Below are 15,272 nucleotides of genomic sequence, written 5' to 3'. Positions count from 1 at the left end.
GAGCGGCCTGAGCGACCTCATTCCGCGGCGGCGAGCAGCCTCTGCGCGGCCTCGTCGATGCGCTCGTCCGTCGCCGTCAGCGCAATCCGCACATGCGAGGCGGCGGCATCGCCGTAGAACGCGCCGGGCCCGGCGACGATCCCGAGATCGGCGAGTGCGCCGATCGATTCCCAGCAGTCGACCCCGGCCGTCGCCCACAGATAGAGGCCGGCCTCGGAGTCGTCGATGCGGAATCCGAAGCTCTCGAGCGCCGGACGCAGCCGATCGCGCCGGGCCCGGTAGCGCTCCTTCTGCTCGACGACGTGGTCGACATCGCGCAGTCCGGCGACCATCGCCGCCTGGATCGGCGCGGGCACGATCATGCCCGCGTGCTTCCGCGTCTTCGTCAGATCGCCGATGAGCTCGGCGTCGCCGGCGACGAACGCGGCACGGTAGCCGGCGAGATTCGACTGCTTCGACATCGAGTAGACGCTGAGCACCCCGGAGTGGTCACCCTCGGTCACTGACAGCACGCTCGGCGCGGGATCGTCGGAGACCCAGTTGAGGAGGCCGTAGCACTCGTCGGAGGCGACGACGACTCCGGCTGCGCGGGCACGGCGGACCACCTCGGCGAGGGTGTCCCGGTCGAGGACGGCACCGGTGGGATTGCCGGGGGTGTTGAGCCAGAGCAGGCCGATGCCCTCCAGCGAGGCACCGGCGAGGATCTCAGCGGCGTCGAGGCGGACGCAGTCGACCCCGGCGATCGTCGCCCCCATCTCGTAGGTGGGGTACGCCGCATGCGGGCACGCGACGCTCAGACCCAGCTGCCGCAGGCCGAGCAGGGTCGGCAGCCACGCGACGAACTCCTTCGACCCGATGGTCGGGAGCACCTCGGTGGCGGGGTTGACGGTGACGCCGTGCCAGGTGTCGTACCAGCCGGCGATCGCGGCGCGCAGCTCATCGGTGCCCGTCGTCGTCGGGTAGCCGTGGGCATCACCGGCCGCGGCCAGCGCGTCCTCGATGACCTGCGGCGTCGGGTCGACAGGGGTGCCGATCGAGAGGTCGCAGACCCCGCCGGGATGCTCGGCGGCCCGAGCCCGGTATGCGGTGAGCTTGTCCCACGGATAGTCGGGCAGGTCGAGCCCGAAGCGGCGGTCCACCTCAGCCGTTCTGCGGCGGCAGGACGGAGATGATCGCGTGGTCCTTGCCGGTGTTGCCGAGCTTCGCGGCACCGCCGGGCGAACCGATGTCGTCGAAGAACTCGACGTTGGCCTTGTAGTACTCCGACCATTCCTCGGGGACGTCGTCCTCGTAGTAGATGGCCTCGACGGGGCATACGGGCTCACACGCGCCGCAGTCGACGCACTCGTCGGGGTGGATGTAGAGGGAGCGCTCCCCCTCGTAGATGCAGTCGACCGGACATTCGTCGATGCAGGCCTTGTCCTTCACGTCAACGCAGGGCTGGGCGATGATGTACGTCACGGATTCGCGCTCCTCGGGAAACTGAAGTCGTTCTCTCCAGTCCACCATACGCCCTGAGCACGTGCCCAGTCTCCCAGGGAGGTCTCCGCACCCCCGTGGTCTCGGTCACGCCTGCGCCCGGCCCGCCGCCGTCTGCTCTAGGGTGGACTGAGGAATCACAGGATGAGGGAAGGGACTCCGTGGACGATCTGCAGCCCGGGAAGAGAGTCGTCGTGCGCTACTCGCTCGACCCCGGAGACAGCCATGCGACCTCCGATGCGCTCGGCGTCGTCACCGCCGCCGATGAGTCCCGCGTCGAGATCGACACGAAGCGCGGTCCCGTGCGCATCCTCCGCGACCAGATCCTCCTCGTCCACGAGGTCCCCCCGGCACCGACCCGGTCGGGCCGCACGCACGAGATCGTCTCCGCCGTCGACCTGCGCCGGATCTCGGCGGCGGCCTGGCTGCCCGCCGACGTCTCGTGGCTCAACGCGGAGAACCTCCGCAACGAATCCCGCAGCGACGACGGTGATGACGTCGGCCTCCTCCAGAAGGGCTGGCTGCTGCGCAGCTCGGAGTCGGTGACCCGGCGGGCCAACAGCGCCCTGCCCGTTTCGGAGACGGGGCTGAGCTGGGAGGACGGCCTCGACGCCGTCGAAGCGTGGTATGCCGCCAGGAACCGTCCGCCGGTCATCCAGATCTACTCGTCCGATGACTCCGCCGGTCTCGATCCCGTGTGCGCGGGCCTCGGCCCGCTGCTCTCGGACCGCGGGTACACCGCCTCGGAGACCGTGCATCTGCTCACCGGATCGACCGCCGAGGCGGCCGGTGGTGCCGCCGGACCCGCCGAGGCGGCTGCTCCCGGCCTCGTCATCGACGTCACGGAGACCCCGAGTCCGCTGCACTATGCGGCATGGACGAGTGAGCGCGATCCCGGCTCCGCCGAGGCCCTCCGGGCTCTCATCGAAGCCGACGACCCGTGCCAGTTCGTCACCGCATGGGCTCAGCACCCCGACGGTTCGCAGACGATGGTCGCGACCTGCCGGGTCGTCGAGCGCAGCAAGTGGGGCGTCATCACCAACCTCGTCACGCGCCCCGACCTGCGTCGCCGCGGCGCCGGGCGCGCGGTCGTCCGGGCGGCCGCCGCGCTGCTCTCCCAGCGCGGGGTCCGGTCGTACCTCGTCGATGTCGAAGCGGGCAACACGGCCTCGCTCGAGCTCTTCGGCTCGCTCGGGGCGAGCATCCGCCACCGGTACTGGTTCGCCAGCCGCGGCTGAGCCGGGCCGGAAGGCGCGGCACACGCGGATCCGGCTTCACCCGACCCGCAGAGTCACCCGCCCGGTCACGCGCCTACTTGCACTCGACCTTGTTGACGGGGCGATAGGTCGTGACGAAGGAGTCCTTCGTCGTCTTGCCCGTGGCGATCTCCTTCATCGTGCGGGTGATCTTGATCGACCAGCCCTCACGCGGAGACTGCGGCTTGCACGAGGAACCCGACTCCGTCACCGTCGCCGGAGAGGTGAAGGCGTAGCGGCCGGAGGAATCGGAGGAGACATCGAGGGTCTTGACGCCGAAGACCTTCGCATTCACCTTGCCGTCGGCCAGGTACATGTCAAGGACGACGGGCGTCTTCGACGTGTTCGTGAACTTGAGATCGATCGACGAGAAGTCGAGCGTCGTCTCCCGCCCCTCGGGGTAGCGCGAGATGTAGCGCGAATGCGCCTGGTGCTCGTCGAGGGAGAAGCCGGCGAAGAACGCGGCGTTGAACAGCGTCGTCGACACCTGTGAGACTCCCCCGCCGAAGTCCTCCTTCATCTGCCCTTCCGAGATCACTCCGGCGGGCTTGTAGCCGTTGGCCGCAGTGCGCTGACCGAGGGTGTCGTTGAGGGAGAACTGCTCACCGGGCTGGAGGACGGTGCCCGAGACCTCCTTCGAGGCCACGCGGAGGTTGTTGTCGCGGTTCGGGTCGGAGTCGTAGGGGGTGCTGAACTCGGAGACGACCTGGGAGACGTCGGCCTTCTCCGCGTCCTCGGTCGTGAACTCGGGGTCGACGGAGGCCAGGGTCACCTCGGCGGCCGCGCTGTCCCCGTTGATCGCATCGGTGACGGCCTTCGAGAGGTCGTCGGCCTTGATGCCGATGCCGGTCTCGGATGCGACGACCTTCGGTTTGCCGTCGACGATCTCATACGTCGCGTCCTTGGCGGGGCGGCCGATCTCCGTGTTCTCGTCGAGCGCCTGCTTCTGCAGCTCCTTCGCGTCGAACTCCGGCACGAGGGCGGAGTCCTTCGGGGTGAAGCTCAGGGTGTCAGCGATCGTCTCCGGGGCGATCGTGAGGTCCCCGCCCTTGACGTCGGAGTCCGCGTCCTTGCCGGGCACGGCCTTGACCGTGACGTCGCCGGCGACCGCGTCGGCGGCGAATCCCTGGGCGACCTCGTCGGCCTCCGCGGTCGTGATGTCGGGGTCCTCGTTCGTCGCTTCGACCGCCAGCGGCCCGTCCTGCTGCAGCCACTCCGAGGTGATCGCCGTGCGGATCGCGTCAGGTTCGACGGTCTGTCCGACGACGCCGTCCTTGACCGTCGGCGTCGTCTTGTCGTAGGTGACCTCGGCGTTGGCGGGGTCGACCTTGAGGGCCTGGGCGGCATCCTCCGCGGCGGGGGTGAACGCCTGCTCGTCGACGGTGACGACGGGTGAGACCTCGTCGTCGCCGAAGAGCCGGTCCCAGAGGATCGTGGGGTTGAGCGTGAACCCGGTGACCCGGGCGACCGTCGCATCGACGTCGACGCCGATGCCGGCGTCCGCGGGTTTGAGCGTCGCCGTCGACTCGCCGGCGGTGAGCTCGATGTCCTGCGTCATCGGGTCGGCGAGAGCGTCCTCGAGGCTCGTGCTCGCATCGCTCGCGCTCTTGCCGCCGATGTCGACCCCGGCCACGGTGGTGCCGGGGGCGACGATGCGGCCGCTGAAGAGCCCCAGGAGGAGGTAGACCACGGCGAGGCCGAGCACGACGAACAGGGCGATGAGCCAGGGGCGGCGGCTGCGTCGCTTATCGGTTTCGGCACCGGATTCGGGGGTGCCGCCGGAGAGGGTGGGAGTGGACATCAGTCTTCCAACTTCAGCGTGTGCGTCCCGCGCGGCGCTTCTCCCGTCCCATCACTGGGGTGAAGGCGAAGACCGCGGCGACGATCATGGGGCCGAGCAGCCAGACAACTGACCGCAGGGTGCCTGTGACGATGGTGTCGGCACCCGGCAGCCACTGCGGCTGACCGAGGATATACGAGAGGAGAGCGATGACGATCGCAGCGACGAGCATGGGCCCGGTGCTGCGATACATCGTTTTGAGGTGCCAGAGCCCGGCGACCGCCATGAGCAGCGCCAGGGCCAGTCCCCAGGGAAGGATGACCGGTTGATCGCCGAGGCGGACGACCGAGACATTGAGGTGCTGGAGTCCGCCGAGGAAGCCGATGAGCAGCCCGAGCAGCCCCGCGTGGATGAACGCGAGGACACCGGGCTTCTTCGGTTCCCGACGGCGCCGGCGACCGGCGAGGGCGTTCTCGTCCTCGATGGCTTCGAGGTCGAGCCCGGCGAGCACGTGCAGAGCGGGTCCCGCCTGCACCGTCTCGGCGGGGATCGGCGTGCCCGCACCGATCGAGTAGTACTCGTGGTCGGGCAGTTTCGTGCCCACTCCGTTGGACAGCGCATAGAAGTCTCCGCCGACGCTGACCTGCGTGCGGTGGGCCGACAGCGCCGCCTGCTGCGCCGGCCGGGAGCGCGTGACGTCCTGGGCCACGGCGATCGGCCCGCTCGGGGCCTTCGTCGGGATCGTCTGCGCGGGCGCGAACCCGGACTCGGCGAATCCGGGCTGAGCGGGATCGAAGGCGGCACGGGCCACCTCGGCGGGCACCTCGACGAAGAGGAGACGACCCGTCGTCCACGTCGCCGCCTCGACGGCGGCCACGGTCGCGTCGTGGACGCGGACATGGTCCGGGTGCCCGTAGCCGCCGTTGGCCGCATACGTAATGACGGCGTGCGGGCGGACTTCGTCGATGACGGCCGCGATGTAGCCGGCGACGTCATCGACCGCTGCCGCGCAGAGCGCCCCCGCGGGCATCGTCGGGGCGGGAACGGCGTGGCCGTCGCTCCCCCAGGCCATCCCCGAATCCTCGAAGCGACGCTCGGGCAGGGTCGCCGCACCGCCTCGGCGAGTGCCGAGGAACCGGTGATCGGTGACGCCGAGCGCGCGGATGGCCGCCGCGATCTCCGTCTCCCGCACCTCGGCGAGGCCGGCCCGATCGCCTTCGAGTCCGCGGAGTTCGGGCGGGATGACCTCCCCGCCCTCTCCCCGGGTGGCGGTCAGCACTGTCACCTGGTCGCCCTCGGCGACCAGTTCGGCGATCGTGCCCCCAGTCGCGATCGTCTCATCATCGGGATGAGCGTGCACGAAGAGGATGCGCGGGGTGACACTCATGCGTTCTGGCGGCGCAGCTTCGCGTAGTTCTTCGCGCGTTCCTTCTGGTCGAGTTCGACCTTGCGGATGCGCACGGCACTCGGGGTGACCTCGACGCATTCGTCCTCGCGGGCGAATTCGAGGCTCTCCTCGAGCGTGAGCTTGCGCGGCGGGACGAGGTTCTCGAAGGAGTCCGCGGAAGCCGAGCGCATGTTCGTCAGCTTCTTCTCCTTCGTGATGTTGACGTCCATGTCATCGGCACGCGAGTTCTCGCCGACGATCTGGCCCTCGTAGACCTCGGAGGTCGGCTGCACGAAGAACGAGCCGCGCTCCTGGAGGTTGATCATCGCGTACGGGGTGACGGCCCCGGCGCGGTCGGCCACGAGCGAGCCGTTCGTGCGGAACTCGATGTGCCCGGCCCACGGACCGTATCCGGCAGAGATCGAGTTCGCGATGCCGGTGCCGCGGGTCTCGGTGAGGAACCGCGTGCGGAAGCCGATGAGGCCGCGAGCGGGGACGGTGAACTCCATGCGCACCCAGCCGGTGCCGTGGTTCGTCATCGTCGACATGACGCCCTTGCGGCTGGCCATGAGCTGGGTGACGGCGCCGAGGTAGTCCTCCGGAACGTCGATCGTGAGGTCCTCGAAGGGTTCGTGGACCTTGCCGTCGACGGTCTTCGTCACGACCTGGGGCTTGCCGACGGTGAGTTCGAAGCCCTCACGACGCATCTGCTCGACGAGGATGGCCAGCGCGAGCTCGCCGCGGCCCTGGACCTCCCACGCGTCGGGACGCTCGGTGGGCAGCACCTTGAGGCTGACGTTGCCGACGAGCTCGGCGTCGAGGCGGTCCTTGACCATGCGGGCGGTGACCTTCGTGCCCTTCTCGCGACCGGCCAGCGGCGAGGTGTTGATGCCGATGGTCATCGAGATCGCGGGATCGTCGATGACGATCGCCGGCATCGGCTTCGGGTTGTCGATGTCGGTGAGGGTGTCGCCGATCATGATGTCGGGGATGCCGGCGACGGCGACGATGTCACCGGCGGAGGCCTCGGTGGCGGGAACCCGGTCGAGACCCTGGGTCTCGAGGAGTTCGGTGATCTTCACCGAGCTGATCGCGTCGCCGCGGGCCCAGGCGACCTGCTGGCCCTTCTTCAGCGTGCCGCCGAAGATGCGCAGCAGGGCGAGACGACCGAGGAACGGCGAGGCGTCGAGGTTCGTCACGTGCGCCTGGAGGATGCCGTCGGCGTTGATCTCCGGGGCCGGGATCGTCTCGATGATCGTCTTGAACAGCGGCTCGAGGTCCGGGTTGTCCGGGGCCTCGCCGTCGGCGGGCTGGTCGAGCGAAGCGGCGCCGACCTTGGCGGCGGCGAAGACGACGGGCACGTCGAGGACGGAGTCGACGTCGAGGTCGGGGACCTCGTCGGCGAGATCGGAGGCGAGCCCGAGGAGGAGATCCTGGGAGTCCTCGACGACGCCGTCGATGCGGGCATCGGCGCGGTCGGTCTTGTTGATGACGAGGATGACCGGCAGCTTCGCGGCCAGGGCCTTGCGGAGGACGAAGCGCGTCTGCGGCAGCGGTCCCTCGGAGGCGTCGACGAGGAGGACGACGCCGTCGACCATCGACAGGCCGCGTTCGACCTCACCGCCGAAGTCGGCGTGGCCCGGGGTGTCGATGACGTTGATGACGATCGGCTCGTCGCCGGCCGAGGGGCCGTTGTAGAGCACCGAGGTGTTCTTCGCGAGGATCGTGATCCCCTTCTCCCGCTCGAGGTCGCCGGAGTCCATCACGCGTTCGGCGAAGTCACCGTGCTCGTTGAACACACCGGTCTGCCGGAGCATGGCGTCGACCAGAGTGGTCTTGCCGTGGTCGACGTGGGCGACGATTGCCACGTTGCGGCGGTTTTCCCGGCGCATGGGAGCTTCAGTCATCAATAGCCTTTTGAAGGTAGGGAGAATGGTCCGGTACGGACCCGACACTCAATTATACGCACCACCGCCCTTCCCCATTCACAGGCGGATGACATGTGCACGGCAGGGCACGTGCCAGCAGTTGAGAAGACCGCCAGCGAAGTCAGCGAGGCGGATCCGTCGCGACGTCGAGTTCGACATCGCGTCGGATCCGCCTCACCGGCACCGAGGTGGTCGCCCCTACGCGTCCATCGTCGCTTCGAGCACGGCGTCCCTGGCCTCCCGGCGCTTGCGCTGCTCCTTGGGATCCGGAACCGGAACCGCGGAGAGCAGCCGCTGCGTGTACGGGTGGACGGGGTTGGCGACGACCTGCGAGCTCTGCCCGATCTCGACGAGGTAGCCGTGGCGCATCACCGCGATGCGCGAGGCGATGCGTTCGACGACGGCGAGGTCGTGGCTGATGAACAGGCACGCGAACCCGTAGAGCGCCTGCAAGCTCTCGAAGAGGTCGAGGACCTTCGCCTGCACGGAGACGTCGAGGGCCGAGGTCGGCTCATCGGCGATGAGCAGCTTGGGCCGCAGGCTCAGCGCCCTGGCGATGCCGATGCGCTGGCGCTGACCGCCCGAGAGCTCGTGCGGGTAGCGGTTGCGCATCGACGTCGGCAGCTCCACGGCGTGGAGGAGCTCTTCGACCTTCTTGTTGAGCGCCGGACCCTTCATCCCCTCGTGGAGGTAGAGCGGCTCGCCGATCGACTCGCCGACGGGCAGACGCGGGTTGAGCGAGGAGCCGGGATCCTGGAAGACGATCCCGACCTCTTTGCGCAGCGGCCGCAGCTGTTTGTTCGACAGCCCCTTGATGCTCTTTCCACCCACGAGCATGTCGCCCTCGACGGTGGGCAGGAGTCCGAGCGCGGCACGGCCGATCGTCGTCTTGCCCGACCCGGACTCGCCGACGAGGCCGACGACCTCTCCGGGAGCGATCGAGAGATTGATGTGGTGGGCGGCCCGGAAGGCCTTCTTCCGACCGAGCGCCGGGTACTCGATGGCGACGTCGCGCAGCTGAAGGGCAGAGGGCTTCGAGAAGTCCGCCTGCGACCCCGGATGGTAGTACGTCTCCGTCGAGTCCATCTCGATCTGGGGGTGGTCGGCCTCACCGGTCGAGGCGGGCGTGGCCTCGGCGTCATCGTCGGCCAGCGATCCCGCGCCGAGGTCGTCGCCTGCGGACTCGTCCGCCGCGGCCTCCTCGAGGTCGTGGATCGCGACCTCGACGTCCTTGATGTCGGTGCCGAAGGCCTCTCCCTCGATCTCGGTGCCGAGGTGGGGCACCGCGTCGAGGAGCTGCTTCGTGTACGGATGCTGCGGGTTGTAGAAGATCTCATCGGCGGTGCCCGACTCGACGACCTTGCCCGCCCGCATGACGATGATGCGGTCGGCCATGTCCGCCACCACGCCCATGTCGTGCGTGATGAGGATGATGCCGGCGTCGAGCTTCGACTTGAGCTCGCGCATGAGCTTGAGGATCTCGGCCTGCACCGTGACGTCGAGCGCCGTCGTCGGCTCATCGGCAATGAGCAGCTTCGGCTGGCACGCCAGTGCCTGCGCGATCATGATGCGCTGCCGCTGACCGCCCGAGAGCTGGTGCGGGAACGAATGGAACCGCTCCTCGGGATCGGGGATCTCGACGAGGCGCATGAGCTCGAGAGCGCGCTCCTTCGCCTCCTTCGGTCCCATGTTCATGTGCACGCGCAACGTCTCGACGATCTGGAAGCCTGCCGTGTAGACCGGGTTGAGCGCGGTCATCGGCTCCTGGAAGATCACCGAGATGTCGTTGCCGCGGATGTGCTGCATGCGCTCCTGCGGCAGTCCGATGAGCTCCGTGTCGCCGAGCTTCGCCGACCCCGTGGCCCGACCGTTGGACGGCAGCAGACCGAGCAGGGACATGCTCGACTGCGATTTGCCCGAACCGGACTCACCGACGATCGCGAGCACTTCGCCCGCGTTGACCGTGTAGGTCAGACCTTCGGCCGCCATCCACCATTCGTCGCTCACCCAGAAGTTCACTCCCAGGTCCGTGACGTCGAGGATCGGTGATTTCGCCGAGGCGGTCGCCTCTGCTGTGGACTGTGCGGTCATCACTTGTCCCCCTTCTTCGCCATGCGCTCGGCCTTCTTCATCTTCCGCCAGCTCGGGATCGTCTTCATCCGCGGGTCGAACGCATCGCGCAGACCGTCGCCGATGAAGTTCACGCAGAGCGCGATGATGATGATGAAGAAGCCGGGCCACCAGAACAGCCACGGACGCGTCGCGAACGAGGTCTGGTACTCGCTGATGAGCTGACCGAGGGAGATGTCGGGCGGTGCGATGCCGAAGCCGAGGAAGCTCAGCGAGGCCTCGAGGACGATCGCCTGGCTCATCAGCAGCGTCGTGTTGACGATGATGACACCCATCGCATTGGGGATCATGTGCTTGAACATGATCCGGAAGTCGCTGGCGCCGGCGACCTTCGCCGAGTCGACGAACTCGCGTTCGCGCAGCGAGAGGAAGTCACCGCGGACGAGTCGGGCGAGACCGGTCCAGAGGATCGCACCGAGGACCAGGCCGAGCAGTGCTCCGCCGGTGCCCGAGACGAGCTTGCCGAGGATCGCGCCGACGACGATCGTCGGCAGGATGATGAAGCCGTCGGTGATGCGCATGAGCACCGAATCGACCCAGCCGCGGTAGTAGCCGGCCAGTGCCCCGACGATCGTGCCGATGATCAGCGACACCACACCGATGATGAGCATGACCATGATCGAGATCTGGGTGCCCTTCATCACGCGGGCGAAGTTGTCGCGGCCGATCTCGTCCTGGCCGAACGGGTGCTCACCGGGAGAGAAGATGTTCGACAGACTCCACGTCGGGGCACCGCCGGGATTGACGATCGGCCCCGATGCCGTGTGATTGAAGATCCACCACCCGGGTATCGGGCCGAAGCCCTGGGCTGTGAAGGCGAAGATGGCGACGAAGATGAACACAGCCAATCCGGCCATCGCACCCTTGTGGCGAACGAACTTGCGCAGAACGATCTTGCCCTGGCTCAGACCTTCGGTCTCTTTGGATTCAATCGCGTTGTCGCCGACCTCCGCGAGGTCGTCGATCGCGTCCTTGTTCTTGTTGTCGATGCTCATGCGTTCACTCGAATTCTCGGGTCGAGGACTGCGTAGAGGAAGTCCGCGACGAGGTTGGCGACGATCGCGAGGATGCCCGTGATGAGGATGTAGGCCATGATCGGATCGAGCTCGGACTGCCTCATCGAGTCGATGAAGAGCTTGCCCATGCCGTTCCAGCCGAAGATCGACTCCGTGATCACGGCACCGCCGATCATCGTGATGATGTCGACCGGGATGATCGAGGCCAACGGCAGCAGCGCATTGCGCAGCGCATGGCGCATGATCACCGTGCGCTCATTGAGGCCTTTGGCCCGCGCCGTGCGGATGTAGTCCTGCCCCATGACCTCGAGCATCGACCCGCGGGTGTAGCGCGTGTACGACGCGAACGAGATGAGGATGAGGGCGATCGACGGCAGCAGGAGGTGTGTGAACGTGTCGAGATTCGTGATCCAGAAATCGCCGTCGACGTTCGGGGCCGAGGCACCGATCGTCGCGATCGGGCGGTTGTTGATCGCGGGACTGTTCGAGTATTCGGTCCACCCCTGGAGCACGCGGTCGGCGAAGATCGTCACCGCGATGATGAGGGTGGTGAAGAACGTCGTCCGCACGGTGTCCCACGGATCCGGTCCGCGGAACGCGAGGCCGACGGCGATCGCCACGCCGATGGCGACGACCAGGAGGCCGAACATCCACAGCCAGTTCATCTCCTGGTAGTAGAAGAGGTATTGGAGCGGCATGTAGAGGAGCGCTCCGATGACGGCGATCGTCAGTGAGGCGTAGAGCACGCGCTTGTTCTTCAGACCCGTCGAGAGGAAGGTCATGACGATCGCGGCACCGACGCCGATGAGAATGACACCGACGACGCCGATCGTCGGCTGCTGGAGCCACCCGCTCGCGAGGATGTAGTAGATCGTGCCGAAGGTGACAAGTGTCGCCGCCACGAAGGTGATGATGCGCCTCTTCTTTCCGCCGCCGAGGGCGCCCATCCAGAAGAGTCCCATGGCCGCGGAGCCGATGATGATCGGCCACCAGCTGGTCAGCGTCGGGTCGTTGATGAAGTTGTTGATCTCGATGGCTCCGTACTGCTTGAGCAGCACCGCGACCCAGAAGACGGGCAGCGAGTAGAGGAGGAACGAGACGAAGGTGATGAAGTAGTCGAAGCCAGAGTACTGGCGGATCGCGGAGACCATGCCGACGGCGATGCCGAGGATGATGGCGACGATCGTCGACGCGGTGATGAGCTTGATCGTGTTGACGATCGCACCCTGCAACAGCGTGGTGACTTCCTGGCCGCTCTTCCACGCGATGCCGAGGTCACACTGACCGATGAGGCATCCTCCCGCGCCGGCGAGCCACTTGAAGTAGCGGACGACGGCCGGGGTGTCGAGATCGAGAAGACGGCGCCTTGCCTCGAAGAGAGCTTCGATGTTCGGGGACGTGCTCGAGCGCAGGTCCCAGAAGAAGTCGAGGGCCACGTTGAGCAGCAGGTAGAGGACGAACGTGACGACGAGCAGAACGAGCACCGTCGACAGCAGGCGCCTGAGAATGAATTTGATCATGGTGTGTCCGATTCAGTCTGTGCGAGAACGCCACTGTGGGGATCACTGATGTGACCCCCACAGTGACTGGAGTGGTGAAGGACCATTCGCAACAGGTGCGAATCAGTTGGCCGCCTTCTCCCAATCCCAGTAGTTCCAGAAGACAGTCGGCGCGACCGTCGTGTTGCTGACCCCGGACACCGAGTCACGATAGATCGTCAGACCCGGGAACTGGAAGATCGGCAGACCGAATGCGGAATCGACGAGTTGCTTCTCCAGCTCGGTCGAGAGCTTCGCACCGTCTTCGGGCGGCGCGACCAGCAGTTCGTCGAGAACCTTGTCGGTCTCCGGGTTCGAGTACCCGCCATAGTTGTTCTGCGACTTGGTGCGGTAGTTCGAATCCGAGTTCGTGATGCCCGTCGTCGTCGACTGCCAGCCGAAGAGAGCGAGGTCGTACGATCCGTCGCCGAGGCGAGCCGACCAGTTGACGTCACCGACATCCTCGATCGTGAAGCCGGCCTGTTCAGCGGACTCCTTGATGAGCTGGAACTCCTGCTGACGACGCGAGTTCGTGTTGTCATACATGATGCGGACCGGCTTGATCTCGCCGCCGACTTCTTCGAGCAGCTGCTTCGCGCCCTCGATGTCGACCTGGTCGTACTCTTCGATTCCGCTTCCGGACACGATCTCTTCGTACATCGGCGAACCGGGCACCTGATTGAAGGAGTCACGGACGACAGCATCGGGGTTGAGCGGCTTGATGATCTTGTCGACGATCTCCTGACGGGGGATCGTCTTGAGGATCGCCTGGCGAACCTTCTTCGCCTTCTCCTCGTCGCCGCCGTATGACTCGGGGTCGAAGGGACCAGCGTTGTTGAAGGTGAGGTCGACGTGCTCATAAGTAGCGTCATCACCGGTGTCGACGTTGACTCCATCGATCGCCTGGGCCGCTTCCAGCACGTCCGCGCTCGACTGGGGCTGGGTCAGATCGACTTCACCGTTCTCAACGGCCTGAACCATGGCCATCGGGTCACCGTTGTAGCGGATGGTGACCGTGTTGACCTTCGGCTTCTTCGGACCGGAGTAGTTCGGATCGAGCTCCATCGTGAGGTACTGACCCTCGACGAAGTCTGTCATCTTGTACGGACCGTTGTGAACCAGGAGGTCTTCGTCGTCAGGCATCGACGCGAAGTTGAAGTCACTGTTCCACGAGTTCGAAATCTTCGACAGCGCCGACTTGTCATCATTCTTGATGGCATCGAGGATCGCCTGCTTGGCTTCAGCAGGATCCTCGATTCCCAGAGCTTTCTTTGCCACGATGTGCGCAGGCAGGCCCACTCCGTCAGACCCGAAGCCCATATCGACTGCCCAGTCTGCGTAGGGCTTGGTGTACGTGAAGGTCGCTTCCTTGCCGTCTTCGGAGATCTCGGGGAATTCCTCGATGAGCTGGGATCCGACCACAGAGGAGTCGAAGTAGACGGTGCCGTCGGCATTCTCCTTCACGGTGCCGTCGTCGTTGTTGTTCTCATCGACCGTGTTGAAGTGGGTCGAACGAGCAGCCCACGTCAGGGCGAGGTCAGCCGCATCGACAGGCGTGCCATCCGACCACGTCGCGTTGTCGTTGAACGTGTACTTGACCTTGAGCGGATCATCGGAGACCTTCTCGATGGTGCCCAGATCACCGGTCTGGGTCTCAAGCTTGTCGTCGTAGTAACCGAAGTTGTCGTTCATCATGTACAGCAGGTTCGCGTTGGCGGTCGCATTGCCGTACGAAGTCATGTTGTTCATCGTGGTGAACGCCTGGTTCCACCCGACGTTGAGAACTTGGTTCTCCGAGGCCTGGTCGTCGTTACCGCCACCGGGAGGGGTGCAGGCAGAAAGCACCATTGCCGCTGCGGCAACTGAGGCTCCGGCTGCGAGGAAGCGCTTGTTCACGTTCTCTCCTTGTTGTTCTCTGGGCTCGCGCCCATCGTGCCCGCATCCCGGTTTCGGGATGCGTTCCGACCACTCGTCCCACCATCGGGAGTGTGACCGCGTTCATGTTTTCACATGGATTGCCTCAAAGTTAATTCACTGTGCTCTGTGACCGAGTCCACATTCTGAGCAGATTGAGTAATCGTTACCGTTTCGAGACACAGCTCACATACATCGAATTGAAAGTCTCAATGGATAGGATGTTCAGATGGCTGACAGTGAGATGACACCCCATGAGACCCGAATTGTGAGAACCACGGGATCGACGGTGCTCTTCGGTCTCATCGCGATCATCGCCGTCATCGGCGTCGGCTCGATCGTCGTCGGTGACCTCACCCTGCGCGGCCTGGCGATCGCGGGGATTCCCGTGCTGCTCTTCATCGGCGCGTGGATGCTCTACCGCTTCCCCCGGGTCGAGCTGCGGCCCCGGGACATCGTGCTCGTCAATCCGCTCAAGACGGTGACGGTGCCGTGGAACCTCGTCGACGGCTTCGACACGCACTTCGGCCTCGGCGTCGAGACGCGTGAGAAGACATTCTCCTCATGGCCGCTCGCCGGTCGCGGGAAGAAGATGGAGAAGGATGCCGCCGGCGCGCGGCGCCTCGTCGACAACCCCAACCCTGCCGTCGACGGCGTGCTCGATCACTTCCGCGGGCTCGGCGACGAGCAGCTGTCCAACCCACGGGGAGAGCGCACGATCACCGAGCGCTGGAACATCGAGGTCATCATCGTCCTCGCCGTCGCGATCGGGTGGGCGATCATCGGCTTCACCGCCGTCCCGAGCTGGTGATGTTGATCGACCCTCGGTCACCGCTGTCGGAGT

General features: G+C 66.0%; 11 protein-coding genes. 2 read left to right on the top strand and 9 right to left on the bottom strand.

Going from position 1 to position 15,272, the window contains the following annotated elements; genetic code table 11:
* Positions 1-17 precede the first annotated feature (17 nt).
* On the bottom strand, positions 18-1,139 hold the full coding sequence (gene dapC, locus ACFQ91_RS05310; protein WP_376872796.1) for a succinyldiaminopimelate transaminase: 1,122 nt from the start codon (positions 1,137-1,139) through the stop codon (positions 18-20).
* A gap of 1 nt (position 1,140) precedes the next feature.
* A complete protein-coding gene (gene fdxA, locus ACFQ91_RS05305) occupies positions 1,141-1,461 on the bottom strand; it encodes a ferredoxin (RefSeq protein ID WP_009375174.1) in 321 nt (106 codons plus the stop codon).
* 179 nt (positions 1,462-1,640) lie between these two features.
* On the opposite strand from fdxA, the gene ACFQ91_RS05300 reads away from it, so the two are divergent.
* Positions 1,641-2,717 (top strand): GNAT family N-acetyltransferase, encoded by a 1,077-nt coding sequence (locus tag ACFQ91_RS05300; RefSeq protein WP_376872800.1) that lies wholly within the window; start codon positions 1,641-1,643, stop codon positions 2,715-2,717.
* Positions 2,718-2,790: 73 nt separating this feature from the next.
* Here the strand turns inward: ACFQ91_RS05300 and ACFQ91_RS05295 are convergent, their stop codons facing one another.
* The 7 genes from ACFQ91_RS05295 to ACFQ91_RS05265 all read right to left on the bottom strand — a co-directional run bounded on the left by ACFQ91_RS05295 (position 2,791) and on the right by ACFQ91_RS05265 (position 14,410).
* Positions 2,791-4,536 (bottom strand): VanW family protein, encoded by a 1,746-nt coding sequence (locus tag ACFQ91_RS05295; RefSeq protein ID WP_376872803.1) that lies wholly within the window; start codon positions 4,534-4,536, stop codon positions 2,791-2,793.
* A 13-nt stretch (positions 4,537-4,549) separates the two neighbouring features.
* Positions 4,550-5,902 (bottom strand): PIG-L family deacetylase, encoded by a 1,353-nt coding sequence (locus ACFQ91_RS05290; RefSeq protein WP_376872806.1) that lies wholly within the window; start codon positions 5,900-5,902, stop codon positions 4,550-4,552.
* Positions 5,899-7,809: a translational GTPase TypA gene (gene typA / locus ACFQ91_RS05285; RefSeq protein ID WP_198498542.1), complete on the bottom strand. Its 1,911-nt coding sequence runs from the start codon at positions 7,807-7,809 to the stop codon at positions 5,899-5,901. Before typA ends, ACFQ91_RS05290 begins: the two co-directional genes overlap by 4 nt.
* Positions 7,810-8,028: 219 nt before the next feature.
* Positions 8,029-9,921, bottom strand: a complete 1,893-nt coding sequence (locus ACFQ91_RS05280; protein ID WP_376904067.1) for an ABC transporter ATP-binding protein — start codon at positions 9,919-9,921, stop codon at positions 8,029-8,031.
* Entirely contained in the window at positions 9,921-10,955 is a 1,035-nt protein-coding gene (locus ACFQ91_RS05275) for an ABC transporter permease (RefSeq protein WP_198498540.1), read from the bottom strand. Before ACFQ91_RS05275 ends, ACFQ91_RS05280 begins: the two co-directional genes overlap by 1 nt.
* Positions 10,952-12,496 carry an ABC transporter permease gene (locus ACFQ91_RS05270; protein WP_198498539.1) on the bottom strand — a complete coding sequence of 515 codons (1,545 nt, stop codon included), beginning with the start codon at positions 12,494-12,496 and terminating at the stop codon, positions 10,952-10,954. The genes ACFQ91_RS05275 and ACFQ91_RS05270 overlap by 4 nt, the downstream gene beginning before the upstream one ends.
* 102 nt (positions 12,497-12,598) lie before the next feature.
* Positions 12,599-14,410, bottom strand: a complete 1,812-nt coding sequence (locus ACFQ91_RS05265; protein ID WP_198498538.1) for an ABC transporter family substrate-binding protein — start codon at positions 14,408-14,410, stop codon at positions 12,599-12,601.
* A gap of 247 nt (positions 14,411-14,657) precedes the next feature.
* On the opposite strand from ACFQ91_RS05265, the gene ACFQ91_RS05260 reads away from it, so the two are divergent.
* Positions 14,658-15,239, top strand: coding sequence for a hypothetical protein (locus ACFQ91_RS05260; protein WP_198498537.1), 582 nt, complete (start codon positions 14,658-14,660; stop codon positions 15,237-15,239).
* Positions 15,240-15,272 lie beyond the last annotated feature (33 nt).

It is taken from the genome of Brevibacterium sp. NPDC056726 (assembly GCF_042790515.1).
Lineage (GTDB): Bacteria > Actinomycetota > Actinomycetes > Actinomycetales > Brevibacteriaceae > Brevibacterium > Brevibacterium sanguinis.
Note: the sequence above shows the minus strand (reverse complement) of the source record. Positions and strands in the feature narration are given on the sequence as shown.